The 25,342-nt window shown below is 72.5% G+C and carries 26 protein-coding genes; 16 read left to right on the top strand and 10 right to left on the bottom strand.

Translation table 11 applies throughout. From position 1 onward, the window contains the following. Window positions 1–6: 6 nt before the first annotated feature. Together ABT057_RS10530 and ABT057_RS10525 are read left to right on the top strand one after the other, a co-directional pair. The gene (locus ABT057_RS10530) at window positions 7–249 is read left to right on the top strand and encodes a DUF5995 family protein (RefSeq protein WP_352342106.1); all 243 of its coding nucleotides are present in this window, start codon (window positions 7–9) and stop codon (window positions 247–249) included. Then, window positions 144–383, top strand: a complete 240-nt coding sequence (locus tag ABT057_RS10525; protein WP_352342172.1) for a hypothetical protein — start codon at window positions 144–146, stop codon at window positions 381–383. Before ABT057_RS10530 ends, ABT057_RS10525 begins: the two co-directional genes overlap by 106 nt. 44 nt (window positions 384–427) lie before the next feature. Here the strand turns inward: ABT057_RS10525 and ABT057_RS10520 are convergent, their stop codons facing one another. Together ABT057_RS10520 and ABT057_RS10515 are read right to left on the bottom strand one after the other, a co-directional pair. Beyond that, the gene (locus ABT057_RS10520; RefSeq protein WP_352342105.1) at window positions 428–1,297 is read right to left on the bottom strand and encodes an HTD2 family dehydratase; all 870 of its coding nucleotides are present in this window, start codon (window positions 1,295–1,297) and stop codon (window positions 428–430) included. 91 nt (window positions 1,298–1,388) lie between these two features. Next, window positions 1,389–1,796, bottom strand: coding sequence for a winged helix-turn-helix transcriptional regulator (locus ABT057_RS10515; RefSeq protein WP_352342104.1), 408 nt, complete (start codon window positions 1,794–1,796; stop codon window positions 1,389–1,391). Window positions 1,797–2,032: 236 nt separating this feature from the next. Between ABT057_RS10515 and ABT057_RS10510 the strand changes: the two genes are divergently transcribed. From ABT057_RS10510 to ABT057_RS10495, 4 genes are all read left to right on the top strand, one after another. Beyond that, complete coding sequence (locus ABT057_RS10510) at window positions 2,033–4,105, top strand: xanthine dehydrogenase family protein molybdopterin-binding subunit (protein WP_352342168.1); 2,073 nt, start codon at window positions 2,033–2,035, stop codon at window positions 4,103–4,105. Between the two features lie 26 nt (window positions 4,106–4,131). Further along, window positions 4,132–4,590 carry a (2Fe-2S)-binding protein gene (locus tag ABT057_RS10505; protein ID WP_352342102.1) on the top strand — a complete coding sequence of 153 codons (459 nt, stop codon included), beginning with the start codon at window positions 4,132–4,134 and terminating at the stop codon, window positions 4,588–4,590. 158 nt (window positions 4,591–4,748) lie between these two features. Further along, the gene (locus ABT057_RS10500; protein WP_352342101.1) at window positions 4,749–5,336 is read left to right on the top strand and encodes a hypothetical protein; all 588 of its coding nucleotides are present in this window, start codon (window positions 4,749–4,751) and stop codon (window positions 5,334–5,336) included. 40 nt (window positions 5,337–5,376) lie between these two features. After that, the gene (locus ABT057_RS10495; RefSeq protein ID WP_352342099.1) at window positions 5,377–6,159 is read left to right on the top strand and encodes a YcnI family protein; all 783 of its coding nucleotides are present in this window, start codon (window positions 5,377–5,379) and stop codon (window positions 6,157–6,159) included. Window positions 6,160–6,266: 107 nt separating this feature from the next. Here ABT057_RS10495 and ABT057_RS10490 read toward each other — a convergent pair whose 3' ends face one another. Continuing rightward, a complete protein-coding gene (locus tag ABT057_RS10490; protein WP_352342098.1) occupies window positions 6,267–7,364 on the bottom strand; it encodes a YihY/virulence factor BrkB family protein in 1,098 nt (365 codons plus the stop codon). Between the two features lie 43 nt (window positions 7,365–7,407). Next, on the bottom strand, window positions 7,408–8,292 hold the full coding sequence (locus tag ABT057_RS10485; protein ID WP_352342097.1) for an NAD(P)-dependent oxidoreductase: 885 nt from the start codon (window positions 8,290–8,292) through the stop codon (window positions 7,408–7,410). A 119-nt stretch (window positions 8,293–8,411) separates the two neighbouring features. On the opposite strand from ABT057_RS10485, the gene ABT057_RS10480 reads away from it, so the two are divergent. Beyond that, complete coding sequence (locus tag ABT057_RS10480; RefSeq protein ID WP_352342096.1) at window positions 8,412–9,002, top strand: TetR/AcrR family transcriptional regulator; 591 nt, start codon at window positions 8,412–8,414, stop codon at window positions 9,000–9,002. 81 nt (window positions 9,003–9,083) lie between these two features. Here the strand turns inward: ABT057_RS10480 and ABT057_RS10475 are convergent, their stop codons facing one another. The 6 genes from ABT057_RS10475 to ABT057_RS10450 all read right to left on the bottom strand — a co-directional run bounded on the left by ABT057_RS10475 (window position 9,084) and on the right by ABT057_RS10450 (window position 13,878). Next, window positions 9,084–9,539 carry a tellurite resistance TerB family protein gene (locus tag ABT057_RS10475; protein WP_352342094.1) on the bottom strand — a complete coding sequence of 152 codons (456 nt, stop codon included), beginning with the start codon at window positions 9,537–9,539 and terminating at the stop codon, window positions 9,084–9,086. A gap of 241 nt (window positions 9,540–9,780) precedes the next feature. Beyond that, window positions 9,781–10,278 carry a hypothetical protein gene (locus tag ABT057_RS10470; RefSeq protein WP_352342093.1) on the bottom strand — a complete coding sequence of 166 codons (498 nt, stop codon included), beginning with the start codon at window positions 10,276–10,278 and terminating at the stop codon, window positions 9,781–9,783. Between the two features lie 59 nt (window positions 10,279–10,337). Further along, window positions 10,338–11,180 carry an SCO2400 family protein gene (locus tag ABT057_RS49155; RefSeq protein WP_502973845.1) on the bottom strand — a complete coding sequence of 281 codons (843 nt, stop codon included), beginning with the start codon at window positions 11,178–11,180 and terminating at the stop codon, window positions 10,338–10,340. Window positions 11,181–11,333: 153 nt separating this feature from the next. Further along, window positions 11,334–11,963, bottom strand: a complete 630-nt coding sequence (locus ABT057_RS10460; protein ID WP_352342090.1) for a 3-oxoacid CoA-transferase subunit B — start codon at window positions 11,961–11,963, stop codon at window positions 11,334–11,336. Continuing rightward, complete coding sequence (locus ABT057_RS10455) at window positions 11,963–12,658, bottom strand: 3-oxoacid CoA-transferase subunit A (RefSeq protein ID WP_352342088.1); 696 nt, start codon at window positions 12,656–12,658, stop codon at window positions 11,963–11,965. The genes ABT057_RS10460 and ABT057_RS10455 overlap by 1 nt, the downstream gene beginning before the upstream one ends. Further along, window positions 12,655–13,878, bottom strand: a complete 1,224-nt coding sequence (locus ABT057_RS10450) for a thiolase family protein (protein WP_352342087.1) — start codon at window positions 13,876–13,878, stop codon at window positions 12,655–12,657. The genes ABT057_RS10455 and ABT057_RS10450 overlap by 4 nt, the downstream gene beginning before the upstream one ends. Window positions 13,879–13,956: 78 nt before the next feature. Here ABT057_RS10450 and ABT057_RS10445 point away from each other — a divergent pair, with 78 nt between their 5' ends. The 9 genes from ABT057_RS10445 (at window position 13,957) to kdpB (ending at window position 25,337) form a co-directional block, all read left to right on the top strand. Beyond that, window positions 13,957–14,838, top strand: a complete 882-nt coding sequence (locus tag ABT057_RS10445; RefSeq protein WP_352342086.1) for a LysR substrate-binding domain-containing protein — start codon at window positions 13,957–13,959, stop codon at window positions 14,836–14,838. Window positions 14,839–14,925: 87 nt separating this feature from the next. Beyond that, window positions 14,926–15,870: a helix-turn-helix domain-containing protein gene (locus tag ABT057_RS10440; protein WP_352342085.1), complete on the top strand. Its 945-nt coding sequence runs from the start codon at window positions 14,926–14,928 to the stop codon at window positions 15,868–15,870. A 151-nt stretch (window positions 15,871–16,021) separates the two neighbouring features. Beyond that, complete coding sequence (locus ABT057_RS10435) at window positions 16,022–17,812, top strand: FAD-dependent oxidoreductase (protein WP_352342084.1); 1,791 nt, start codon at window positions 16,022–16,024, stop codon at window positions 17,810–17,812. A gap of 2 nt (window positions 17,813–17,814) precedes the next feature. Continuing rightward, window positions 17,815–18,870: a maleylacetate reductase gene (locus ABT057_RS10430; RefSeq protein ID WP_352342083.1), complete on the top strand. Its 1,056-nt coding sequence runs from the start codon at window positions 17,815–17,817 to the stop codon at window positions 18,868–18,870. Beyond that, entirely contained in the window at window positions 18,867–19,772 is a 906-nt protein-coding gene (locus ABT057_RS10425; protein ID WP_352342082.1) for a hydroxyquinol 1,2-dioxygenase, read from the top strand. The genes ABT057_RS10430 and ABT057_RS10425 overlap by 4 nt, the downstream gene beginning before the upstream one ends. A gap of 203 nt (window positions 19,773–19,975) precedes the next feature. After that, on the top strand, window positions 19,976–21,142 hold the full coding sequence (locus ABT057_RS10420) for an MFS transporter (protein ID WP_352342080.1): 1,167 nt from the start codon (window positions 19,976–19,978) through the stop codon (window positions 21,140–21,142). 310 nt (window positions 21,143–21,452) lie between these two features. Continuing rightward, window positions 21,453–21,542 (top strand): K(+)-transporting ATPase subunit F, encoded by a 90-nt coding sequence (kdpF, locus tag ABT057_RS10415; RefSeq protein WP_009326374.1) that lies wholly within the window; start codon window positions 21,453–21,455, stop codon window positions 21,540–21,542. A 7-nt stretch (window positions 21,543–21,549) separates the two neighbouring features. After that, window positions 21,550–23,214: a potassium-transporting ATPase subunit KdpA gene (kdpA, locus tag ABT057_RS10410; protein WP_352342079.1), complete on the top strand. Its 1,665-nt coding sequence runs from the start codon at window positions 21,550–21,552 to the stop codon at window positions 23,212–23,214. Window positions 23,215–23,243: 29 nt separating this feature from the next. Next, window positions 23,244–25,337: a potassium-transporting ATPase subunit KdpB gene (gene kdpB / locus ABT057_RS10405; protein WP_502973850.1), complete on the top strand. Its 2,094-nt coding sequence runs from the start codon at window positions 23,244–23,246 to the stop codon at window positions 25,335–25,337. Window positions 25,338–25,342: the final 5 nt, after the last annotated feature.

Genomic DNA, 25,342 nt, shown 5'->3' with positions numbered 1-25,342 from the left:
CGCCAGGTGACCGTCGAGGTCCGCACCGCCATTCACGGGGGGCTGTTCGACGACGGCGCCCGGATGGACCGATTCGACACGTTGTTCGGCAACCGCTACTTCGACGCGTACGACGCCTGGCGCCGTGACCGGAGCGGGCCGCGTTGGAGGCGTGGTACAACGCCGTCCTGCTCGCCGGCCAGAACGAGGAGGAGCGCGCGGCCACCATCGAGCGGCTCGACGTCCGGGCCGCCGTGCTCGCCCGGTTGATAGCGCGGCCGGGCGTCGTCGTCCGGCCTGCCCTGAAGCTGATCCGCAGCACCGAGAGCGATGACGTGCCGGCCGTCATCACGCATCTGGACAAGGCCATGGAGCGACCCTCCGCCCGGCAGGGCACGGGGTGAGGCGCAGCGTCCCGGAGGCTTCCCCGGCGTCGGCGTGACACGTCCTAGGCGAAGGCGACCTCCGCCGTGGCGTGCCGTTCCTCGCGGTGGCTTGCGATGTGCAGGGCGGCGCCGTCCGCCGCGGGGGTGCCGCAGGCCGCGAGGCGCTCGCCGGCGAACAGCGGCCGCCGCAGCCGGTAGGAGAGCGAGCGCACCTGCCGCCGCGGGGCGCCCCGGCGGGGGAGTTCGAGCATCAGCAGAGCCAGCAGGGGGCCGTGGACCACCAGGCCGGGGTAGCCCTCCTCGTCCCGGCAGTACGGGGCGTCGTAGTGGATGCGGTGGGCGTTCGCGGTCAGGGCGCTGAAGCGGAAGAGCAGCGGCGGGTCCGGGCGCAGCTCCAGCCGCCACGGGGCCTCGGTCCGGGGGGCGGCGGACTCGTCGAGTGCGCGGGGGTGCGAGCCGGCCGCGCGTCCCGACCGGTAGACGATGTCCTGCTCCTCGACCAGCCGGAGGCGGCCGTCCTGCCGGAACTCCCGGCGCTCGGTGACGAACAGCAGCTCCCCGGTGCGGCCCTGTTTCGCGGTGACCGAGGCGAGGCTGCTGACGCGGTGCGCGGGTTCGCCGAGGCGGAGCGGTTCGCGGATCTCGCAGCGGCCGCCGGCCCACATGCGCTGCCGGTGGGGGAGGGGCGGCAGGAAGTGGCCGTCCCGGGGGTGGCCGTCGGCGCCCAGGGCGTGCCGCGGGGGCCAGGCGAGGAAGTGCAGCCAGTGCCACAGCGGGGGGACCGGGTCCCCGGCCCCGGCGGCGGTGCCGGGCAGGTCCAGCGCCGCCGAGAGCGCCGCCGCCGGACCGGGGTGGAGGGGGTCCTCGTCGGTGAGCGGGCCGGGTGACCACGACTCGACGTAGGAGGCGAGCGGGGGCGGGGTGGCGGGCATCGCGGCTCCTTGTGCCTGGCTCCTGCCGTTCATCGTGGCCATCGACGCGCCGGGTCGGACAGGAGAAAGCCGTGACCCGCATGCGGGGCCGTCATGGCGCGGCGGTGTCCGGAGCGGAGGCGTCCGGGGGCGCGGTCGCGCGCTGGTGGGCGACGATGCCCGGGAGTTGCTCGTAGATCGCGTCGATCAGGTCGCAGATGCGCTCGGCGATGGGCCGGCCGAGAGCGGTCAGTTCGTAGTCCACCCGGCGGGCGACCGTCGGATGCGGGGTGCGGGCCACCAGGCCGTCGTCCTCCAGCCGCTGGAGGGTCTGCCACAGCATCCGGTCGGAGACCCCGGCCACCTGGCGGCGGACCTCGGCGAACCGCAGCGGGCCGTCGGTGAGCGCGGCGAGGGTCAGGCCGCCCCAGCGGCCCGTGGCGTGCTCCAGCACCTCGCGTGAGACGCACGTCGGGTCGTACACGCTCATCCCGGCCACGTGCTCGGTCCCTCGGCTCATGCCGCCATGGTAGAGGGGGCCGGCAAGGTGGACCGGCGGCGCGATCGCCCGCGTCCTCCGCCCGCCGGCTGTCCGGCCTCCCGACCGGTCTACCGCCCGGTGGTCGTCCGGCGGCCGTGCGGCTGCCGGCGCGGCCCAGGCAACCTCGCGGGGCGGCGGGCCCTCCTACGGGACGAGAACCCCACGGATCCGAAGAGGAGCGCCCGTTGGCCCGTCAGCTGTCCCGCCGAAGATTCATGGTCTACTCGCTCGCGGCGTCCACCCTGACCGTCGCGGCCCCCCTCGCCTGCGACTCCTCGCCCGCGCAGGGCGCCGAGCCCGCCCGCCGCGGCTCCGACGTCCTGGTGACCGGCACCGACGAGGAGATGCTGGTCCTCGAGGTCACCGAGGCCAACAAGGTCGTCGTCCGGCTGCCGCGGGTCGAGGTCGGCCAGGGCGTCACCACCGCGGTCGCCATGATGATCGCCGAGGAGCTGGACGCCCGCCTCGCCGACGTCGACATCCCCCTGGCCGACGCCCGCACCCGCGGCAACCAGTACACCGGTGGCTCCAGTTCGGTCCGCTCGCTGTACGGCCCGGCCCGCCTGCTGGCCGCCACCGCGCGCGCCAGACTGGTGACCGCCGCGGCCCGCCGCTGGCACCTGCCCGCCCGCTCCCTGCACACCAGGGACACGAAGGTGTTCGCGCCGGACGGACGCTCGGCCACCTTCGGGTCGCTGACCGCGAGCGCCGCGACGATCCGCCGGCCCGCCGTGTCGGCCAAGCCCAAGCCGCCCGCCCGGCACCGGGTGATCGGGCGCCCCACCTCCCGCATCGACGCCCTGGACATCGTCACGGGCAGAGCGCGGTACGCCGGGGACCTCACGGAGGCCGGGGCGAAGCCGACCGTGGTGGCCCGGCCTCCGACGCTCGGCGGCAAGGCGGTGTCCGTCGACGACAGCGCCGCGCGGGCGCTGCCGGGCGTGCACGCCGTCGTGCGGATCGCCGGCGGGGTCGCCGTCGTCGCGGACACCTTCCACCACGGCTTCCGGGCCCGGGACGCCCTGAAGATCACCTGGTCGCCGGGCCCCCTCGTCGCGCTGTCCGACGTGGCGATCCGCCGCCGGCTGCGGGCCGCCGTACCCCCTCTCGGTACCCCGCCGAGCGGATCGGCGCAGGTGACGGGCGAGTTCGAGTTCGCCTTCGTCAGCCACGCCCCTATGGAGGTGCTGACCGCGGTCGCCGACGTCCGGTCGACGCGGGCCGAGATCTGGTTCTCCTCCCAGACCCCCATGGACGCCCGCGACGCCATCGCCTCGGCGGTCGGGCTGCCCGCGTCCAAGGTGAAGGTCCATGTCATGCGGGGCGGCGGCTCCTTCGGCCGGCGACTCGACTCCGACGCCGCCCTCGAGGCCGCCCTCATCTCGAAGGCGGCAAAGCTGCCGGTCAAACTGATGTGGAGCCGCGCCGACGACATCCGGCACGGCCGGATGCGCCCCGCCACCCACCACCGCGTCCGCGCCAGCCACGCAGGCGGCCGCGTGGTGGCCTTCACCCACTCCATGGCCTCGGTCAGCGAGGCGTACGAAGACGCGGGAGCCGTACGCCGGGCGTCCTTCGCCGCTGCCGCCGGACCACTGCCCAGCGACAGCGGCCTGTACAACTTCGGCCGGATCTCCGGGGATTCGGGCTCCGTCGAACTGGCGATACCGCTCGGCGCCTGGCGGTCGGTGGACTCCGGGACGATGCGCACCGCAGAGGAGATCCTCGTCGACGAGGTGGCGAGGGCCCTCGGCCGGGACCCGGTCGCGTTCCGCCGCACGACACTGCGCGACAAGGCCGTCAAAGCCGTCCTCGACAAGGCCGCGGCCGCCGGGCACTGGGGCCGCGTCCTGCCCGCCGGCCACGCACAGGGCGTCGCCGTCCACGAGGAGTACGGCTCCCGCGTGGCCTGCCTCGCCGAGATCGACGCCACCGACCCGAAGAACCCCCGGGTGACCAAGGTGGTGATGGCCGCCGACGTCGGCACTGCCGTCAACCCGCGCGGCCTCGAGGCCCAGCTCATGGGCACCGCGATCGACGGCATCTCCACCGTCCTGACCGCCGGCCTGCACATCGACAAGGGCGCCGTCCGCGAGAGCAGTTACGCCGACTTCCACTACGCCCGTCAGCGAAACGCCCCCCTCCGGTTCGAGGCGCACATCATGCCCTCGCGCGCCGAGCCGGGCGGCGCGGGCGAACTCGGGGTGCCGGCCGCGGCGGGCGCCGTCGCCAACGCGTACGCCCGGGCCACGGGTACGGCGCCCCGCCGCTTCCCCCTGAACTTCTGATCCCGCCCGCGTCCTGGAAGGTACCGATGCCGTCCTACTCCTTCGTCCTCAACGGGAAACCGGTCACCGTGGAGGCGCCCGCCGACATGCCGCTGCTGTGGGTGCTGCGCGACCTGCTGCACGTCACCGGCCCCAAGTACGGCTGCGGGGTGGGCGTCTGCCGCGCCTGCACCAGCCATCTCGACGGCGGGGAGATCCAGCCCTGTGTCGTGCCGGTCGAGGACTGCGCGGGCCGGGAGGTCACCACCATCGAGGGCCTGGCCGACGGCGACCGGCTGCATCCCGTGCAGCGGGCCTGGCTCGACTGCGACGTGGCGCAGTGCGGGTTCTGCCAGCCGGGCCAGATCATGGCCGCGGCAGCCCTGCTGAAGCGGACCGCCCGGCCCACCGACGCCGACATCGACCGCATCGAGAACGTGTGCCGCTGCGGGACGTACTCCCGTATCCGCGAGGCGATCGAAAAGGCGTCGGCGGACAACGGCTGACGGCCGCGGCGAAGAAACTCCGCCGCGGCCGGGAACTGAACACCGCCCGCGTCCGACTCGTAAGGAGGAGGCAGAACCAGCCGGGAGGGACGCGGGCCATGGCGCTCATGCGGGGGCAGCGGGGGAGATCCGCGCGCCGCGTGGCAGCATCGGGCGGCGTGAGTGTGTCCCTGGCCGTGCGGAGCCTGCGCGCGGCGGTGTTCGCCGTGCTGTGCGTCCTGCTCGCCGCCGGTGGACACGTGCTGGCCACGGGCATGGCGCCGCCGGTGTGGGTGCAGGTCGCGGGGGGCCTGCCGGTCTTCCTGGCGGGCTGTCTGCTCGGCGGGCGGGAACGGTCGCTGGCCGGAATAGGGGTCGGCACGTTCGCCGCCCAGGGCTGTCTGCACTTCGTGTTCGCCGCGGCCCGGCCGCACTCCGCGACGGTCATGGACGGCATGGGGATGGCCCCTTCCTCCGTCCACGCGCTGACCCCGCACGCCACGGCCGCCCATGTCGCGGCGGCCCTGGCGCTGACCTGGTGGCTGCGGCGCGGCGAGGCCGCGCTGTGGTCGCTGTCGCGGTGGGCGGTCATGTTCGTACCGGGGCTCGCCGCCTGGTGGCAGGTGACGCGGGGCGCACGCGGCCTGCCGGTCGCGCCGCGGCCCGTACGCCGGTCCGCCGGTTCGGGACGGCCGCCGTGGCAGCTGCGACTGCGGTACGCCGTACACCGGCGGGGACCGCCCACGGGGATGTCGTACGCGAACTGACCCCCGACATCCCTTCCTCGGTACGGAGAGCACCTCACCCATGTCCACGACTCGCACCACCAGCATGCGCCGGGCCGGCGCCGTCCTCGCCCTCGCCGCCGCCGGAGTCCTCGCCGCGGCCGGCGCCGCTTCCGCGCATGTCACCGTGCACCCCGACAGCTACGCCAAGGGCGCCACGGACGGCCTGCTGTCCTTCCGCGTCCCCAACGAGGAGGACACGGCCGACACCACCAAGGTCCAGGTGTTCCTGCCGACCGATCATCCCCTCCTCGGCGTGCTGGTCTCACCCCGCGACGGCTGGACCGCGAAGGTGACGACCACCAAGCTCAAGACGCCCGTCAAGACCGACGACGGCACCATCACCGAGGCGGTCTCCGAGATCACCTGGACCGGCGGGAAGATCGGCGCCGGCCAGTACGAGGACTTCGACGTCGCCTTCGGTCAGCTGCCCGAGGACACCGACCAGCTGACCTTCAAGACGCTGCAGACGTATTCCGACGGCAAGACCGTCCGCTGGATCGAGGAGGCCGCCGCCGGCGACGACGAGCCGGAGGACCCGGCGCCCGTCGTCAAGCTGACTGCCAAGGGCGCCGCGGACTCCGCGGACTCCGGAGACTCCGAGGACTCCGAGGACTCCGACACCACGGCCGCCACCGCCAAGAGCGGCGACGACCCGGCCGAGGCCGCGACGGCGGCCGCGGACGACAGCGACTCGACCGCCCGCGGGCTCGGCATCGCCGGGCTGATCGTGGGCGTGCTCGGCCTGGCCGCGGCGGCGTTCGCCGTCGTCCGCACCCGCGCCACCGCTTCCGGGGCCGAGTAGCCGCGCGGAGACCGGCCGGGACGGCACCCGACCCCGGACAGGGGCTGTCCCGGCCGGTCTTCGCGACGCCGCCCTGGCGCGGGCGCCGGGAGGGCGGGCGGTGATCCTCAGGCGCCGAGGCGGCGGTGGTCCTCCTCGTCCCAGGCCCGGGTGTCGCGCGGCTGGACGTACGGCTCCTCGTCGGCCGGGTGGCCGCCGGCGACGGCGCGCTGGCGGGCCAGCTCGGCGTCGAACTCCAGGCCGAGCAGGATCGCCAGGTTGGTGATCCACAGCCACACCAGGAAGATGATCACGCCGGCGAGGGCGCCGTAGGTCTTGTTGTACGAGCCGAAGTTCGCCACGTACAGCGCGAACCCGGCCGAGGCGGCCATCCAGATCAGCAGAGCCAGGAAGCTGCCGAGGGTGGTCCAGCGGAAGCCGCGGACCTTCGCGTTCGGCGCCGCCCAGTACAGCAGGGCGATCATGATCGTCACCAGGACCACCAACACCGGCCACTTCGCGATCGACCACGCCGTCAGCCCCGCGTCGCCGACCCCGAGCGCCGTGCCCGCCTGCCGGGCGAGGCCGCCGGTGAACACCACGATCAGCGCGCTGATCACGGCCATCACCATCAGCGCCACGGTGACGCCGAGCCGTACCGGCAGCACCTTCCACACCGGACGGCCCTCGGGGACGTCGTAGACCGCGTTGGCGCTGCGGATGAACGCGGCGACATAACCGGAGGCCGACCACACCGCGAGCACCAGACCCACGACCGCCATGACGGAGCCGACCCCGCCCCTGCCCTGCATCTCCCGCACCGTGTTGCGCAGGATGTCCTGTGCGGGCCCCGGGGCGAGTTTCCGGATGTTGTCCAGCACCGTCTGCGTCGCCGACCGGCCGACGACCCCCAGCAGCGACACCAGCGCGAGCAGCGCGGGGAACACGGCCAGGATCGAGTAGTAGGTCAGAGCCGCGGCCCGGTCGGCCAGCTCGTCCTTCTTGAACTCCTTCACGGTGCCTTTCAGCACCGCCCCCCAGGAGCGCCTGGGCAGGTCCGCCGGGCTGTCCGGCGCCTGCCGCTCCACCCGCGGGTCCGGCCCGGCGTCCGGAGCCCGCCCGGCCCCCGTCCCGCGGTCGTCCGAGCTGTGCTCGCCGTCCGAGGTGTGTTCGCCGTCCGAGCCGTCCGAGCCGTGCCGTCCATGCCGCTTCACTGTCCGCACCATTCCGCACGTGTATCCGCCCCGGCGCCGCCCAAGCACGCCTCGCCTACACCTCCCCACCACCATCGGTCCGGGTCTCGAACGCGTGCAGCACGGCCACCATGTCCTCGCCGCCGTGGCCCTGCTCGACGGTTTCGCCGTAGAGGGCGTGACAGACGTCCAGGAGCGGCGAGGCCAGGCCGGCCTCGCGGGCGGCCTGTGCGATCAGCCGGTTGTTCTTGAGGACGTCCGCGGCCGCCGCCTGGACGGTGAAGTCGCGGGCCGGCAGCTTGGATCCCTTCACCCGGGAGACGGCGCTGGCCATCGGGCCGGCGTCCAGGACGTCCCGGAGCAGGCGCTGGTCGAGTCCGTGCCGGCCGGCGAAGTGGAACGCCTCGGTCAGGCCGGTGACCATCGTGATCAGGAACAGGTTCACCGAGAACTTCATCAGCAGCGCGCCCGGGACCGAGCCGCACGCGAACGTCTCGCGGCAGACCGGGGCGAGCAGGGGCCGTACGGCCGCCACGGCGTCGTCGTCGCCCGCCAGCATCCCCACCAGTTCGCCCTGCTCGGCCGGTACGCGGGATCCGGAGACGGGGGCCTCGACGTAACTCCCGCCCGCGGCCCGGATGTCGTCGTGCAGGCCGGCCGAGTACCCGGGCGAGGTCGTGCCCATGTGGACGACGGTGTGCCCGGTGACGCGCGCGGCGAAGTCCGGGGTGCCGCGCCCCAGCACCGCGTCGACGGCGGCCTCGTCCGCCAGCATGAGGATCACGGTCCCGGCCCTCTCGAAGACCTCGGCGGCACGTGCCGCCACTGCGGCTCCGGCGTCGCGCAGGGGTGCGCACCGGGCGGGGGTGCGGTTCCACACGACGAGAGGCGTCCCGGCGCGGGCGAGGTTGAGGGCCATGGGCTGCCCCATGATCCCCAGGCCGACGAAACCGACGTACACGATGCACCACCGCCCGGGCCGACTATGACAGCGGTCATAGTAGCCGAGCTCTATGACGGCGGTCATAGGATGGGCGGGGCGGAGGGGGCGCCAGAGGATCGACGATGGGGAGACCGGGGATGTCGGAACGCGGGCCGCGCGAGCGGATGGTCTTCAGCGCGGCGCAGCTCATCCGGCGCGACGGCGTCGCCTCCACCGGGATGCGCGAGGTCGCCGCCCACGCAGGCGCACCGCGCGGGTCGCTCCAGCACTACTTCCCCGGCGGCAAGGAACAGCTGGTCAACGAGGCGGTGGGCTGGGCGGGCCGGTACGCGGGCCGCCGGGTCACCCGTTTCCTCGCCGCGCTGGACGAGCCGACGCCGGGCGGGCTGTTCGCCCAGATGGTGCGTCAGTGGACGGACGAGTACGAGACGGCCGGCTTCGCGGGCGGCTGCCCGGTGGCGGCCGCCACGGTGGACTGCGCGGAGTCCGCCGAGTCCACGCGCCGGGCCGCGGCCGCCGCGTTCGCCACCTGGACCGGGCCGGTGGCGCGAGCCCTCGCGGACATGGGCGTGCCCGGGGAACGGGCCGACCCGCTGGCCACGCTCATGATCAGCACCCTGGAGGGGGCGCTCCTCGTCGCGCGGGCCGAACGGGACGTCCGTGCCCTGACGACCGCGGCCCGGGAACTCGGCCCCCTCCTCGACGCCGCGGTGAGCCGGGACGGCTGAGCGGTCGCGGCGCCCCTGCCGCCGGCGCCCGTCCCGGTGCTTCCCCCGTGACCGTCCGGTGTCGCCGTCGTCGGCCGTCGCTCAGAGGTCGAACTCGTGCGGCGGCAGGTCGAGGGTGAAGCACGCCTCCCGTACGACGGCCTGCTCGGTCTTGTCGAAGTCCCCGTCGGCGCCGCCGATGACGATGCCGATCTGGATGACGGCACGGGCCTCGGCGGGCTTCTTCTTCGCCTTGGCCACCTCCTGCAGCACGCTCACCTTGCCGAAGGCGAAGTCGGCGGTCAGCTTGTCGAGGTTGGCGTCGAAGCGCCGCTGGAGATCCGTGGCGTCGAAGTTCTGCAGCACCTCGTTGGTGGAGATCAGCTGTGCCACGCGCTGCCGCTCGGAGGGGTCGACGGTGCCGTCGGCGGCGGCGACCAGGGCGCACATCGCCATGCTCGCGTCGCGGAAGGCGCCGCTCTTGAGGTCGTTCTTCTTCGCCACGAGCTGGGTCTGCATCTGCGACGCGGACTCCTTGAAGCGGTCCCACAGGGCCATGAGCACTCCATACGGTCGAGTCGACGGCGGGGTCCGCCCCGTCGGCGGCCCGATGCACCATCGCGATCTACAACGCCGTAGAAACTAGCGGCCCTGCGGATAAGTTCCACCGATTTCCCGGAGGTTCGGCCGGCCGGCGCGACCGCCTCGTCCGCGTCCGGTTCCCGGCCGCGGACGTCGCCCCGGCTCCGCGCGGTGGGCCCGGCCGTGAGGGACCGCGGCCCACCGCGCGTACGGGGTGTCAGATCCGGCCGCCGGTGAGCCGGGTGATCGGGCCGTGGGTGTGGCGGCCGGAGCGGCGGCCGACCGCGTACGACGCGGCCGTCAGCGCGGTCACCCCGGCGCCCACACCGGCGGCGATCAGCTTCCGGTGGGCGATCACCGTCCAAGCGGTCTTCGCCGTGGCTGCCACCTGCCCGGTGGCCACCCTGGCCTTGGCCGCGACCTGGCCGGTCGTCGCGACGAGTGCCTGGCGGCCCGCCTCGACGCCGCGGGCCGCGCCGTGCGCGGCCTCGTCGACCGTGTCGGCGGAACGCGCGGCCGCGGACCTGGCCGCCGACGTGGCGTCATCCGTCTTGTCCGCGGCACCCTTTGCGGCCCGTGCGGCGGGGGCGGTCGCCTTGTCCGCCGTGCGCCGGGCCTTGGACGCGGCCGCAGCCTTGGCGGCGTGCCCTTCGTTCGTGTCCGTGTTCGGTTCAGTCATGGACTTCGCGTTGCCCCTCGCTCGGGCCGCAAACATGTTCGGTCACACGACGTGTACGCCCATGCCGGAAGAACTCGTGGGCCGCCCGACCGGTTTCACGGCACGCTGATGCACACCAGCCCGAGCAGGCAGGACGACGAGGACGACGACGAAGACGAGGACGACGATGGAGACGACGACTCGGACGACGAGGTGTCCGCGCTCGAGGTGCCGGTGCCGGTGCCGGTGCCGGCGGTGGCCGAGGGCGTGGGCGAGGCCGTCGTCTGCGTGGCGGTGTCCGTGGCGTCGGACACCGTGGAGGCGGCCCGCGACCCGGCGGCCGATGTCGCCTTCGTCAGCGGAGTCCTGACGCCGGCCCGCTGGACCGCCCGGGTCGTCGGCGTGGCCCGGGGTGCGGTGGCGGCCTGCTCGCGCGGTGCGTTCGTCGTGCCGGAGCGGGCGGCGGACGACGTGTTCCGGGACCGGTGCGTCCCGGGCGTCGTCGACGAGGCCGGAGTGGGCTCGGTGGCCTGCTCCTCCGCGAGACCCATGACCTCTCTGTCGGGCGCGGACGCCGCCTGCGTCCGGTCCGTGGACTGCCGGTCCATCGAGGAGACCGTCAGACCGCCGCCGACCAGGGCGACCGCGGTGGCCACCAGAGCCCTGCGCTGGGTCTTCCTCCAGCGTTCCCGCTGGTGACGACGTGCCGCCCGGCCCGTCGACGAGGGGGAGGGGGAGGAGGAGTGCGGGCCGGTGTACGGCTGCTCCTGCGGTGTCTCGCTCCGTTCCCCGGCACCGGGATCCGCGTCGTGCCACCCGCGGGACGGGGCTTGCCGCGCGGCTGCGCCCGTCGCCGGCGTCCCGTCGGCGCGGGGAGCGATGTCCGGGGCGTAGGCGCCGCAACCGGGGCACACCAGGGCGCCGTTGAGATGCCGACGGCATGTGGAGCAGTAGTCCATCTGCGGTCTTCCTGTGTTCATTTCGCACGGGGGAGCGAGCCGCGAGCAACGGTAGCGAGGCTTCCGAAGGGGCGTGTGCAGCCTGTGTGACACTCCTGCGCAGATGTGCCCGGGGTGTGACCACGGGACACGGCGCGCCCCCGCGCCGTCACGTCACGTCACACGCTCGAGCCCGAGGCGGGCCGACAGGTCCTCGGCGGTGGAGCCGTACGTCTCCAGGATCCGCACCTCGCCGCCCGCGAGGTCGAAGACCCCGTGGTCGGTGTAGACCCGGCTCACACAGGCCCGCCCGGTGAGCGGGTAGGTGCAGGCCGGCACCAGCTTGGGGGCGCCGCTCTTGGTGAAGAGCGTCATCATCACGTAGACGTCCTTGGCGCCGATGGCCAGGTCCATCGCACCGCCGACGGCCGGGATGTCGTCGGGGCGGCCGGTGTGCCAGTTGGCCAGGTCCCCGTTGAAGGCGACCTGGTAGGCGCCGAGCACACAGACGTCGAGATGGCCGCCGCGCATCATCGCGAAGGAGTCGGCGTGATGGAAGTACGACGCGCCCGGCAGCTCGGTCACCGGCACCTTGCCGGCGTTCGTCAGGTCCGGATCGATCTCGTCGCCGACGGCGGCCCGGCCCATGTTGAGCATGCCGTTCTCGGTGTGGAGGACGATGCCGGAGCCCTCGGGCAGGTGGTCGGCGACCTTGGTCGGGTGGCCGATGCCCAGGTTGACGTAGGAACCGGCCGGGATGTCGCGGGCGACGACGGCGGCGAGCTCGTCGGGGGTGAGTGCCATCAGCGGGCTCCTCGGGAGGTGTACCGGCGGGGCTGGGCCGCCACGATCCGGTCGACGTAGATGCCCGGTGTCACGACGGCCTCGGGGTCGAGGGAGCCGACGGGCACGACCTCGGCGACCTGGACGATCGTCAGGGCGGCCGCGGTGGCCATGACGGGGCCGAAGTTGCGGGCGGTCCTGCGGTAGACGAGGTTGCCCATCTCGTCGGCACGGTGGGCGCCGATGAGGGCGACGTCACCCTTGATCGGGTGTTCCAGCACGTGGTCGCGCCCGTCGATGGTGCGGACCTCCTTGCCCTCGGCCAGCGGCGTGCCCACCGCGGTCGGGCAGTAGAACGCTCCGATGCCCGCACCGGCCGCGCGCAGCCGCTCGGCCAGGTTGCCCTGCGGAACGACTTCCAGCTCGACCTTGCCGGCCCGGTACAGCTCGTCGAAGACGTAGGAGTCGCTCTGCCGGGGGAAGGAGCAGACCACCTTCCGCACCCGCCCGGCCTTGAGCAGCGCCGCGAGCCCGACCTCCCCGTTGCCGGCGTTGTTGCTGACGACCGTCAGATCCTTCGCGCCCTGCCGGATGAGCCCGCCGACGAGGTCGAAGGGCATACCGGCCAGACCGAAGCCGCCCACCAGGACGGTGCTGCCGTCCTCGATCCCGGCCACCGCCGCGTCGACGGTCTCCAGCACCTCGGCCCGGCTCATCGACCGGCCTCCGTGTTCTTGAGATTCCCGAGGTTCTGGAGGTTCTGGAGGTTCTCGAGCACGACGGCGAGCGCCTGCCCGACGCCGATGCAGATCGCCGCCACGCCGTACCGTTCGCCGCGTTCGGCCAGCACCTTCGCGAGCGTCCCGAGGATGCGGGCGCCGGAAGCGCCGAGCGGGTGGCCGATCGCGATGGCGCCGCCCTTGACGTTCACGATGTCCGGATCGACGCCCCAGGCGTCCACGCAGGCGAGGGACTGCACCGCGAACGCCTCGTTGAGCTCCACCGCGCCCACCTGGTCCCAGCCGATGCCGGCCCGGGCGAGCGCACGCTCGGCGGCCTCGACCGGCGCGAAGCCGAACGCCTGCGGCTCGAGCGCGCAGGCGCCCCGGCCGGCGATCCTGGCGACCGGCGCCAGGCCGATGACGTCCGCCGCCGCCTCGGAGCCCAGCAGCACGGCGGACGCGCCGTCGTTGAGGGGCGACGCGTTGCCCGCGGTGATCGTGCCGCCCTCGCGGAACGACGGCTTCAGCGCGGCCAGCTTCTCCACCGTGGAGTCGGCCCGGACGCCCTCGTCACGGACGAGTCCGGCACCGTCGACGGGCACGACCAGGTCGTCGTAGAACCCCTCGTCCCAGGCCGCGGCGGCCAGCCGGTGGGAGCGGACCGCGAACTCGTCCTGCCGCTCCCGCGGGATGCCGAACCGCTCCTGCAGCTGCTCGTTGCACTCGCCGAGCGAGACCGTCCACTCGGCCGGCATCCGGGGGTTCACCAGCCGCCACCCCAGCGTGGTGGAGACCGCGGTGACATGGCCGGCGGGGAACGCGCGGTCCGGCTTGGGCAGCACCCACGGCGCCCGCGTCATCGACTCCACCCCACCGACGAGTACGACGTCGGCTTCTCCCACGTCGATGGCCCGCGATCCGATGATGGCGGCGTCCAGCGACGAGCCGCACAGCCGGTTGACCGTCGTGGCGGGCACGGAGACCGGGACCCCGGCCAGCAGGGCGGCCATCCGGCCGACGTTCCGGTTGTCCTCGCCCGCCTGGTTTGCGTTGCCCCACACGATCTCCCCGATCGCGGCGGGGTCGAGACCCGGCGCCTTCGCGAGCACGCCGCTGATCGCGGACGCCGCGAGATCGTCGGGGCGGACACCCGCGAGGGAGCCGTTGAAACGCCCGAACGGCGTGCGGGCGGCGGTATAGACGAAAGCTGTCATGCCGACCACGCTAAGCGGCGGGCTTGATACGGTGAAGGACCAATATCCGACCAAATTGAGATGCGGAAAGTCTCAACCGTGAACCTGCGTCACCTCAGGTACTTCGTCGCCGTCGCCGAGGAGCGCCACTTCGGCCGCGCCGCCGACCGGCTCCACATGGCGCAGTCACCGCTCTCCCAGGCGATCCGTCAGCTCGAGGCCGATCTCGGGGCCGAGCTGCTGCACCGCACCACGCGGCGGGTAGACCTCACCGACGCCGGCCGCGCCTACCTCGCCCGGGCACGCGCGATCCTCGCCGACGTGGACGACGCCGCCCACGAGGCCCGTCGGGTCGCGGCCGGAGCGGTCGGCCACCTCGCGATCGGCTGTGTCGGCTCGGCGACCTACAGCCTGCTCCCGGCGCTGTCCCGGCACCTCGCGGCCGAACTGCCCGGCGTGGACTTCGCCTTCCGCGGCGAGCTGCTCGTGCCCGACCAGGTCGAGGCCCTGCGGACGGGCGAGATCGACATCGCCCTGCTGAGACCGCCGGTCGCCGACCCGTCCCTCACGGTCACCCCGCTGCGGCGCGACCGGCTGGTGGTCGCACTGCCCGCCGACCACCCGCTCGCCCGGCGGAAACAGGTCCGGGTGGCGGACCTGGGAAGCAGCGATCTCATCGTCCACTCCGCCGACCGGCGCTCGGTGATGTACGGCGTGGTGCTCGGGCTGCTCCGGGACGCCGGCATCGATCCGCACATCCGGCACGAGGTCGGCGAGACCTCCACCCTGGTCACCCTGGTGGCCGGCGGGCTCGGCCTCGCGGTCGTGCCCGAGCCGGTGACCGCGCTCGCCCTCGCGGGCGTCGCCTACCGGCCGCTGGTCCGCCCGGCCGCCACCGTCGACCTCGCCGTCGCGTACCGGTCCGGCCGGACCGAGCCGCACCTGAGCCGGACGATCGACGTCGTCCGCCGGATGTTCTAGAGCGGCACGGTCACCGCACGCACGGTTGTCCATCGGCCGCCCCCGGGGGGTTTCACTCCTCGACCCCGCGGTCCTACCCTCACCACCATGCACCCAGCTCGGACAGCCGCCGCGTTCTCGACGGCACAGGTGCCGTCGGCGGAACGACTGCGGGCCTGGGAGGCGCACAACGCCGCCGCCCTGATCGCTCTGCGGTGCCGCACGCCGAGGGGCGAGGAGTTCCGGGCGCGAGAGGACAACCTTCCCCTCGGGCGGGTTCACCTGGCTCGCGTGCGCACCACGGCCCATGTGGTCGAGCGCCCCGCCGAGCTCATCGAACGGCAGCCCACGGGTTCCGTCGCCCTCTACGTCTCCCTCCGCGGGGACGCCCTGTTCCAGCAGGCGGGCAGGCGGCAGACCATCCGTCCCGGCGACCTTCTGGTCTGTGACGCGGACGGGCACTTCGTCCGTGGCTTCGGCCACGGACTGGACGAACTGGCCGTGCGGGTCGAGCGCCGCGCGCTGGCGGGCGTGGTCCGCGGCCCCACTCCTGAGGAACCGCTCATCGTCCGGAAGAGCGAGCGGAACCCTTACGGTCGCGCGCTCGCCCGCCTCGTCGGACGTGCCGTCGGTGTCGAGGACGCGGCGCGGCCCGACGAGCGGACGATCGTGGACCTCGTGTCCGTGCTCGTGAGCGACGGCGCCACCCGGCCGCACATCGTCCACCGCGCGCTCGCCTGCGCCCGCATCGAGGACAGACTGCGCGATCCGCGCCTGTCGGCGCCCGAGGTGGCCGACGCGGTCGGCATCAGTGTCCGCCAGCTCACCCGTGTCTTCGCGGAGACGGGAACGACGTTTCCGCGCTACGTGCTCGGACGGCGGCTCGAGCTCGCCTACGGCCTGCTGACCGGACCGGGCGCCGCGGTGACGAGTACGGCGGCGGTGGCGACCAGCTGCGGATTCAGTTCGGCCCCGCACTTCTCGCAGACCTTCCACGCCCGGTTCGGCATCACCGCCGGCGAGTTGCGCCGTACGGCCGCGAAACGCGACTGAACGGACGCCGAGCGCAACCGGACCGGCCGTGTCATACGGATTTCGGCCGTCCTCCCCACCATCGGGCGTGGTGGGCACCGGGCCGGGGGCACGCTGCCTTCAGAACACCGCGAGAGACCGCGAGACACCGCGAGAAGAAGGTGAGCCCCCCGTGCCCGACTTCAACGACGGTCGGCGAGAGACCGAACTGCCGGCATCGTCGCAGGTGGAGACCGATGTACTGATCGTAGGCTCCGGTCCGGCCGGCGCCTCGGCGGCGCTGTTCCTGTCGACCCTGGGGATCGACAACATCGTGATCACCAAGTACCGGTGGACCGCGAACACCCCACGGGCGCACATCACCAACCAGCGGGCGATGGAGATCTTCCGCGACATGGGGATCGAGGACCAGGTGCTGGCCGACGCCACCGGGCACGACCTCGTCGGTGACACCGTCTTCTGCACCTCCATCGCGGGCGAGGAGATCGGCCGCATCCACACCTGGGGCACCAGACCCGACCGGGAGGCGGACTACCAGCTGGCGTCCCCCTGCCTCACCGTCGACATCCCGCAGACCTACCTCGAACCGATCCTCGTCCGGAACGCCACCGAACGCGGGACCCACACCCGCTTCTCCACCGAGTACCTCGCGCACACCCAGGACGACACGGGCGTCACGGTCCGGGTGCGCGACCGGCTCACCGGCCAGGAGTACGACATCCGGGCGAAGTACCTGATCGGCGCGGACGGCGCCCGGTCGCGGGTCGCCGAGGACATCGGCCTGCCCTACGAGGGCGCGATGGACATCGCCGGTTCGATGAACATCACGTTCAAGGCCGACATCGAGTCCTACGTCGGACACCGGCCCTCCGTCCTGTACTGGGTGATCCAGCCGGGCGCCGACGTCGGCGGCATCGGCGCCGGCCTGGTCCGGATGGTCCGCCCCTGGAACGAGTGGCTCATCGTGTGGGGCTACGACATCGGCTCCGAGCCCCCGGTGGTCGACGAGGCCGAGGCCGTCCGCATCGTGCGGCAGCTGCTGGGGATACCGGATCTCGAGGTGGAGATCACCGGCACCAGCCTCTGGGGCAACAACGAGATGTACGCCACCCACCTGCAGAAGGGCCGTGTGTTCTGCGCGGGCGACGCGATCCACCGCCACCCGCCGAGCAACGGCCTGGGGTCGAACACGAGCGTCCAGGACTCCTACAACCTGGCATGGAAGATCGCGGCCGTGCTGCGCGGGCAGGCCGGCCCGTCGTTGCTGGAGACGTACTCGGCGGAGCGGGCGCCCGTGGCCGAGCGGATCGTCAAGCGGGCCAACAGGTCCAGCCGCGAGTTCGCCGACATCTTCCGGGCCCTCGGCCTTCTCGACGCGAAGGACGAGGCCGAGATGCAGGCCCGGATCGAGGAGCGGAAGGCGAACACCCCCGAGGGCGCGGCCAAGCGGGCCGCCCTCGTGACGGCGATGGAGACCAAGAACTACGAGTTCAACGCCCACGGCGTCGAGCTCGGCCAGTTCTACGAGTCCAGCGCCGTCGTCTCCGACGGCACCCGTCCCGCGCCGAGCAGGGACGAGGACCTCTACCACGTCATGTCGACCAGCCCGGGGGCGCATGTTCCGCACGCCTGGGTGGGCGACAGCGCCACCAAGCTCGCCATGATGGACCTGACGCCGTACACCCGCTGGACCCTGATCACGGGCGTCGCCGGTGAGGACTGGGCCGGCGCGTCCGAGAAGGTCGCGCAGGACCTCGGGATCCCGCTCGAAACCGTGGTGATCGGCCCGGGCCGTGAGGTGACGGACCTCTACCACGACTGGGCCAGGCTCCGGGAGGTCGAGGAGTCCGGAGCGATCCTGGTGCGGCCCGACAAACACGTCGCCTGGCGCTCCACGACCCTCGCCGGCGATCCCGAAGCGGCGCTTCGCGGCGCCCTCGCCCAGATCCTCGGAAAGGTGTGACCATGCGGTTCGTCCACGAGACGCTGCCACAACGGGTCGTCTTCGCCCCCGGTGGGGCGCCGGCCGCGGTGGCGGCCGAAGTGGCGGGGCTGAAGGCGACGAGGGTGATGCTCATCGCCGGGCCCGGGGAGGCGGCCCTCGCCGGTCGTGTCGGCGCCGACCTGCCGGTCGCGGTGCGCCACGGCGAGGTCGTCATGCACGTTCCGGCCGATGTCGCCGACCGCGCCCGGAAGGCCGCGACGGAGGGTGCCGTGGACGCGCTGGTGTGTGTCGGCGGCGGCTCCACGACCGGCCTGGCCAAGGCGGTGGCGCTGACGACCGGCCTGCCGATCGTGGCGGTCCCCACCACGTACGCCGGTTCGGAGGCGACGAACGTCTGGGGTCTCACCGAGGGCGAGGTGAAGACCACCGGCGTCGACCCGCGTGTCCTGCCGCGCTCCGTCGTCTACGACGCCACGCTGATGCTGGGCCTGCCGGTGGAGATGTCGGTGGCCAGCGGTCTCAACGCCCTGGCCCACTGCGTCGACGCCATGTGGGGTCCCCGCGCCGACCCGATCGACCGCGCCCTGGCGCAGGAGGGCGTCCGGGGCCTGGCCCTCGGCCTGCCCGCCGTGGCCGCCGACCCGACCGGGCTGGAAGGACGCGAACAGACGCTCTACGGCGCTTACCTGGCCGCCGTCGCCTTCGCCTCGGCCGGCTCGGGGATGCACCACAAGATCTGTCACGTGCTGGGCGGGATGTTCAACCTGCCGCACGCCCAGACCCATGCGGTGGTGCTGCCGCACGTGCTCGCCTTCAACGCCCCGGCCGCGCCCGAGGCCGAGCGGCGCATCGCCGAGGGCTTCGGGAGCCGGACCGCGGTGGAGGGGCTCGCGGCGTTGCGCGAGGCGCTCGCCGCTCCGCGCGCGCTGCGCGACTACGGCATGCCCGAGGACGGCATCCTCCGGGCGGTGGCGCCCGTCCTCGACGCCGTCCCGGCAGACAACCCCACTCCCGTGACCGAGGAGAACCTCACCGCGCTGCTGCGTGCAGCCTGGGAAGGAAGTGACCCCGCATGACCCTCCCGTCCACCCACGGTGTCTCCCCGGAGCAGACGGCCCGCGAGGAAGAACTGATCGCGCGGGTACGGCGTTCCTTCGACTCCTGCCGGGACCCCCGCCTGAAGGAGCTGATGCAGGCGGTCGTCAAGCACCTCCACGGGTTCCTGCGCGAGGTCCGCCTCACCGAGGAGGAGTGGAGCAAGGGCATCGAGTTCCTCACCGCCGTCGGACACCTCACCGACGACAAGCGTCAGGAGTTCATCCTGCTCTCCGACACCCTCGGGGCCTCGATGCAGACCATCGCGATCAACAACGAGGCCTGCGGCGATGCCACCGAGGCCACGGTCTTCGGCCCGTTCTTCGTCGAGGGATCTCCGAGGATCGAGCCGGGCGGCGACATGTCCTTCGGGGCCGCCGGCGAGCCGTGCTGGGTCGAGGGGACCGTCCAGGACGCCGACGGCACCCCGATCCCCGGGGCGAAGATCGAGGTCTGGGAGGCGGACGAGGACGGCTTCTACGACGTGCAGTACGACGACGACCGGGTGGCGGCGCGGGCGCACCTGTTCACGGACGCCGACGGGAGCTACCGCTTCTGGGGCGTCACGCCGACGCCTTACCCGATTCCGTACGACGGCCCGGTGGGGAAGATGCTGGAAGCGACCGGCCGCTCGCCGATGCGGGCCTCGCACCTCCACTTCCTGGTCGAGGCGCCGGGGTGCCGGACCCTGGTGACGCACATCTTCGTCAGGGGCGACGAGCTGCTCGACTCCGACACCGTCTTCGGCGTCAAGGAGTCCCTGGTCAAGACCTTCGAGCAGCGGCCGGCCGGCACGCCGACACCGGACGGGCGCGTCATCGACGGCACCTGGAGGCGGGTCCGCTTCGACATCGTCCTGGCCCCCGCCGAGGGCCGGGGGTAGCGCGAGGAGCGCGACACAGCCGACGCAGGGACCGGTCACGGGCGGAAGAACGGGCGTTCCGCACGGGGACGGAACATCGGCTCGTGGACGCGACGGTCTTCCCCCGGGGCCACCTCGACCGTCAACATCGTGGGGAGCTTCGTGCTCGACGTTCCCGTGCGAGACGCTGCGGACGGCCGAGGACGCCGGAGGAGGTGGCCGGGATGCGGCCGTGGCGGTTCGTGGTGTGGTTCGGCACGGTCAGCCTGCTCGCGGACTTCGTGTACGAGGGCGCCCGCTCGATCACCGGCCCGCTGCTGGCCTCCCTGGGCGCGTCGGCGCTGGTGGTGGGTGTGGTGACGGGCGCCGGCGAGGCGGCGGCACTGGGGCTGCGACTGGTGTCCGGCCCGCTCGCGGACCGCACCCGGCGCTTCTGGGGCCTGGCGACGGCCGGATACGCCCTGACGGTGATCTCCGTGCCCCTGCTGGGCGTCGTGGGAGTCCTGTGGGCGGCCTGCGCGCTCGTGATCGCCGAACGGGTGGGCAAGGCGGTGCGCTCGCCGGCGAAGGACACCCTGTTGTCCCATGCCACCGCGGCGACCGGACGGGGGCGCGGCTTCGCCGTGCACGAGGCGATGGACCAGGTCGGCGCGCTTGTCGGGCCGCTGGTCGTGGCCGGCATGCTCGTGCTCACCGGCGGCGACTACGGCCCCGCACTCGCCGTGCTCGCCGTCCCCGGTGTCGCGGTGCTGGGCCTGCTGGTGTGGCTGCGGGCGCGGGTGCCCGACCCGGAGGTGTACGAGCGTGAGGCGGTGGCCGCCGCCGGGGGCGAGCCGGTGCGGGACGGCCGTCTGCCGGCCGCGTTCTGGACGTACGCGGCGTTCACCGCCGTCACCACGACCGGGTTCGCCACCTTCGGGGTGCTGTCGTACCACCTCGTCGAGCGGCATCTGGTGGCAGCGGCCTGGGTGCCGGTGCTCTACGCCGCGGCCATGGCGGTCGACGCCCTCGCCGCGCTGGCGACCGGCTGGCTGTACGACCGCCACGGAACCCGTGTACTGATCGCGCTGCCCGTGCTCACGGCGGCCGTCGCCGTGCTGGCGTTCACCGACACGGTCACGATCGCGGTGGCCGGGTCCCTGGTGTGGGGCGCGGCCATGGGCATCCAGGAGTCCACCCTGCGCGCCACGGTCGCCGACCTGGTGCCCGGTGGACGGCGGGCGACCGCCTACGGCCTGTTCGCCGGGGTCGTCGGTGTGGGGAGCCTGGCCGGTGGCGCGCTGACCGGCGGACTGTACGGCTACTCGATCCCCGTGCTGATCACGGTGGTCGTCGCCGTCCAGGTCCTCGCCGTGGTGCTGCTGGCCGCCACGCGGGCCGCGCGGCGCTGAGCCCGCGAACGTCGCGGGCCGGAAGCCGCCACCCACCGGTCGCGTGTACGCGGCGGTCGCGCAGGGATCCGTTGCCGGCGACTGCGCTCGCCGTAAGAGTCCCGTCAAGGGTGTGGGGCCTGCCGTATGGGAGTCGTCAACGGGCGGCCGATCCAGGCCGGGTGCGGGTTTCCTCTGACTGTCCGCTTCTCTTCCGATCCTTCCTCTTCTTCCAGTCCTAGGAGTTCGCGATGGCCGATCTGGCCTTCGTCGTCATCACGATCGCGGTGTTCGCGCTGGTGGCCTTCGCCGCCAAGGGGGTGACGAAGCTGTGACCGCCGAGAACGTCGTCGGCCTGGTCGTGGCCGTCGCCCTGCTGGGCTATCTCGTCCTCGCCCTGATCTTCCCGGAGAGGTTCTGAGACCGGCATGGGTCCCGTACTCGCCGGTGTGCTCCAGCTGCTCGCGCTCATGGCGGCGCTGGCGCTCGCCTACGTCCCCCTCGGCACCTACATGGCCGGGGTCTACTCCTCCGACCGGCACTGGCGTGTGGAGAGGTGGATCTACCGCGGCATCGGTGCCGACCCCGACACCGAGATGCGCTGGCCGGCGTATCTGCGCGGTGTGCTCGCCTTCTCGGCCGTGTCGGTCCTCTTCCTCTATCTGCTTCAGCGGCTGCAGGGCGTCCTGCCCGGCTCGCTCGGCTTCAGGGCCATCGACCCGGACCAGGCGTTCAACACGGCCGTGTCCTTCGTCACGAACACCAACTGGCAGTCGTACTACGGCGAGCAGGCCATGGGCCACGTCGTGCAGACCGCCGGTCTCGCCGTGCAGAACTTCGTCTCCGCGGCCGTCGGCATCGCGGTGGCGGTGGCGCTGGTACGGGGCTTCGCCCGGTCCCGGACCGGTGAACTCGGCAACTTCTGGGCGGACATGGTCCGCGGGGTGACCCGCATCCTGCTGCCGGGCGCCTTCCTCGCCGCGATCGTCCTGGTCGCCTGCGGCGCGATCCAGAACTTCTCAGGCATCCACGAGGTCGGGCAGTTCATGGGCGGCTCGCAGCAGTGGAACGGCGGCGCGGTCGCCTCGCAGGAGGCCATCAAGGAGCTGGGCACCAACGGCGGCGGCTACTTCAACGCCAACTCCGCCCACCCGTTCGAGAACCCGACGCCTTTCACCAACCTCTTCGAGATCTTCCTGCTGCTGGTCATCCCGTTCGCGCTGACCCGGACGTTCGGTGTGATGGTCGGGAGCGTGAAGCAGGGCTACGCCCTTCTCGCGACGATGGCCTCCATCTGGGTCGGGTTCACCGCGTTGATGATGTGGACCGAGTTCGCCCACCACGGGCCGGCGCTCCAGCTCGCGGGTGGTGCGATGGAGGGCAAGGAGGTCCGTTTCGGCGTCGGCTCGTCGTCGATCTTCGCGGTGTCCACCACACTCACCTCGACCGGCGCGGTCGATTCCTTCCACTCCTCCTTCACCGGTCTCGGCGGCGGGATCGCCATGCTCGGCATGATGCTGGGCGAGATCGCGCCCGGCGGCACCGGATCCGGCCTCTACGGCATGCTGATCATGGCGGTCATCGCGGTGTTCATCGCCGGCCTGATGGTGGGCCGTACGCCGGAGTACCTGGGCAAGAAGATCGGCACCCGTGAGATCAAGCTCGCCGCCTGCTACATCCTGATCACCCCGGCGCTGGTCCTGGTCTTCACCGCCGCCGCGATGGCCCTGCCCACGCCGGGCCACTCGATGACGAATTCCGGCGCGCACGGCTTCTCCGAGATCCTGTACGCCTATACGTCCGCGTCGAACAACAACGGCTCGGCGTTCGCGGGTCTGAACGCGGACACCCAGTGGTTCAACAGCACGCTGGGGCTGGCCATGGTGCTGGGCCGTTTCCTGCCGATGGTGTTCGTGCTGGCGCTGGCCGGCTCGCTCGCCGAGCAGAAGCCGGTACCGGCGACCGCGGGCACCCTGCGCACCGAGAAGCCGCTGTTCACCGGCCTGCTGGTGGGCGCGATCCTGATCATCACCGGCCTGACGTACTTCCCGGCTCTCGCGCTGGGCCCGCTCGCCGAAGGGCTGGCGTCATGACGACCGACGTAACGAAGCACGAGGACACCATGTCCACAGCCACTCCCACCCGGGCACCCCACCAGGACGTCCCGACCGGTCACAGGGAGAGCCGGGTCGGCGCGGGTCTGTTCGACCCGAAGCAGCTGCTCAAGTCGCTGCCGGACGCGTTCCGCAAGCTCGACCCGCGGGTGATGGTCAAGTCCCCGGTGATGTTCGTGGTGTGGATCGGCTCGGTGCTGACCACCGTGTTCTCCTTCAAGGACCCGGGCGACTGGTTCGGCTGGACCATCAGCGTCTGGCTGTGGCTGACCGTCGTCTTCGCCAACCTGGCGGAGGCGGTCGCCGAGGGCCGCGGCAAGGCGCAGGCCGACACCCTGCGCAAGGCCAAGACCGACACCGTCGCCCGGCGGCTCGTCGGGGACCGCGAGGAACAGGTGCCCGGCACCGGGCTCCGCATCGGCGACCTGGTGGTCTGCGAGGCGGGCGACGTCATTCCCGGCGACGGTGACGTCGTCGAGGGCGTCGCGAGCGTGGACGAGTCCGCGATCACCGGAGAGTCGGCACCGGTCATCCGGGAGTCCGGCGGCGACCGCAGCGCGGTCACCGGCGGCACGAAGGTCCTCTCCGACCGCATCGTCGTCAAGATCACGACGAAGCCGGGGGAGACCTTCATCGACCGGATGATCGCCCTGGTCGAGGGCGCGGCCCGGCAGAAGACGCCGAACGAGATCGCGCTGAACATCCTGCTCGCCTCGCTCACGATCGTCTTCCTGCTCGCGGTGGCGACCCTGCCGCCGTTCGCCGACTACGCCGGCACGCACCTCACGATGGTCGTGCTGGTGGCGCTGCTGGTCTGCCTGATCCCGACCACCATCGGCGCTCTTCTCTCCGCGATCGGCATCGCGGGCATGGACCGGCTGGTGCAGCGCAACGTGCTGGCCATGTCCGGCCGGGCGGTCGAGGCCGCCGGTGACGTGTCGACCCTGCTGCTGGACAAGACGGGCACGATCACCCTCGGCAACCGGCAGGCGTCCGAGTTCGTGCCGGTGAGCGGGACCACGGAGGCGGAGGTCGCGGACGCCGCCCAGCTGTCGTCGCTGGCCGACGAGACCCCCGAGGGCCGCTCCGTCGTCGTCCTGGCGAAGGAGAGGTACGGACTGCGCGAGCGCCACCAGGGCGAGCTGGCCGGTGCCGAGTGGATCGCGTTCACCGCGCAGACCCGGATGTCGGGCGTGGACGTCGGCGGGCGCAGGATCCGCAAGGGCGCGGCCGGGTCGGTCGTCGCCTGGGTCCGGGAGCGGGGCGGCGAGGTGTCCGAGGACGCCGGCGCGCTCACCGACCGGATCTCCGAGGCGGGCGGCACGCCGCTGCTCGTGGCCGTCGAGGACACCGAAGGCGCACGGGCGCTGGGTGTCATCCACCTCAAGGACGTGGTCAAGGACGGCATGCGGGAGCGGTTCGACGAGCTGCGCCGCATGGGCATCAGGACCGTCATGATCACGGGCGACAACCCGCTGACCGCCAAGGCCATCGCGGAGGAGGCCGGTGTCGACGACTTCCTCGCGGAGGCCACCCCCGAGGACAAGATGGCCCTCATCAAGCGGGAGCAGGCGGGCGGCAAGCTCGTCGCGATGACCGGTGACGGCACCAACGACGCGCCCGCGCTGGCCCAGGCGGACGTCGGTGTCGCGATGAACACGGGCACGTCGGCCGCCAAGGAGGCCGGCAACATGGTCGACCTCGACTCCAACCCGACCAAGCTCATCGAGATCGTCGAGATCGGCAAGCAACTCCTCATCACCCGGGGCGCGTTGACGACGTTCTCCATCGCCAACGACGTCGCGAAGTACTTCGCGATCATCCCGGCGCTGTTCGCGGCCGTCCACCCGGGCCTGGACAAGCTCAACATCATGGGGTTGTCCTCGCCCGACTCCGCGATCCTCTCCGCGGTGATCTTCAACGCGCTGATCATCATCGCGCTGGTCCCGCTGTCCCTGAAGGGCGTGCAGTACCGGCCGGTCAGCGCGGACCGGATGCTGCGCCGCAACCTCACGATCTACGGCCTCGGCGGCCTGATCGCCCCCTTCGTCGGCATCAAGCTCGTCGACCTGGTCATCTCCCTCATCCCCGGAATCGGCTGATCCCC

This window comes from Streptomyces sp. NPDC002588 (genome assembly GCF_040295925.1).
In the GTDB taxonomy this organism is placed as follows: Bacteria; Actinomycetota; Actinomycetes; order Streptomycetales; family Streptomycetaceae; genus Streptomyces.
Note: the sequence above shows the minus strand (reverse complement) of the source record. Positions and strands in the feature narration are given on the sequence as shown.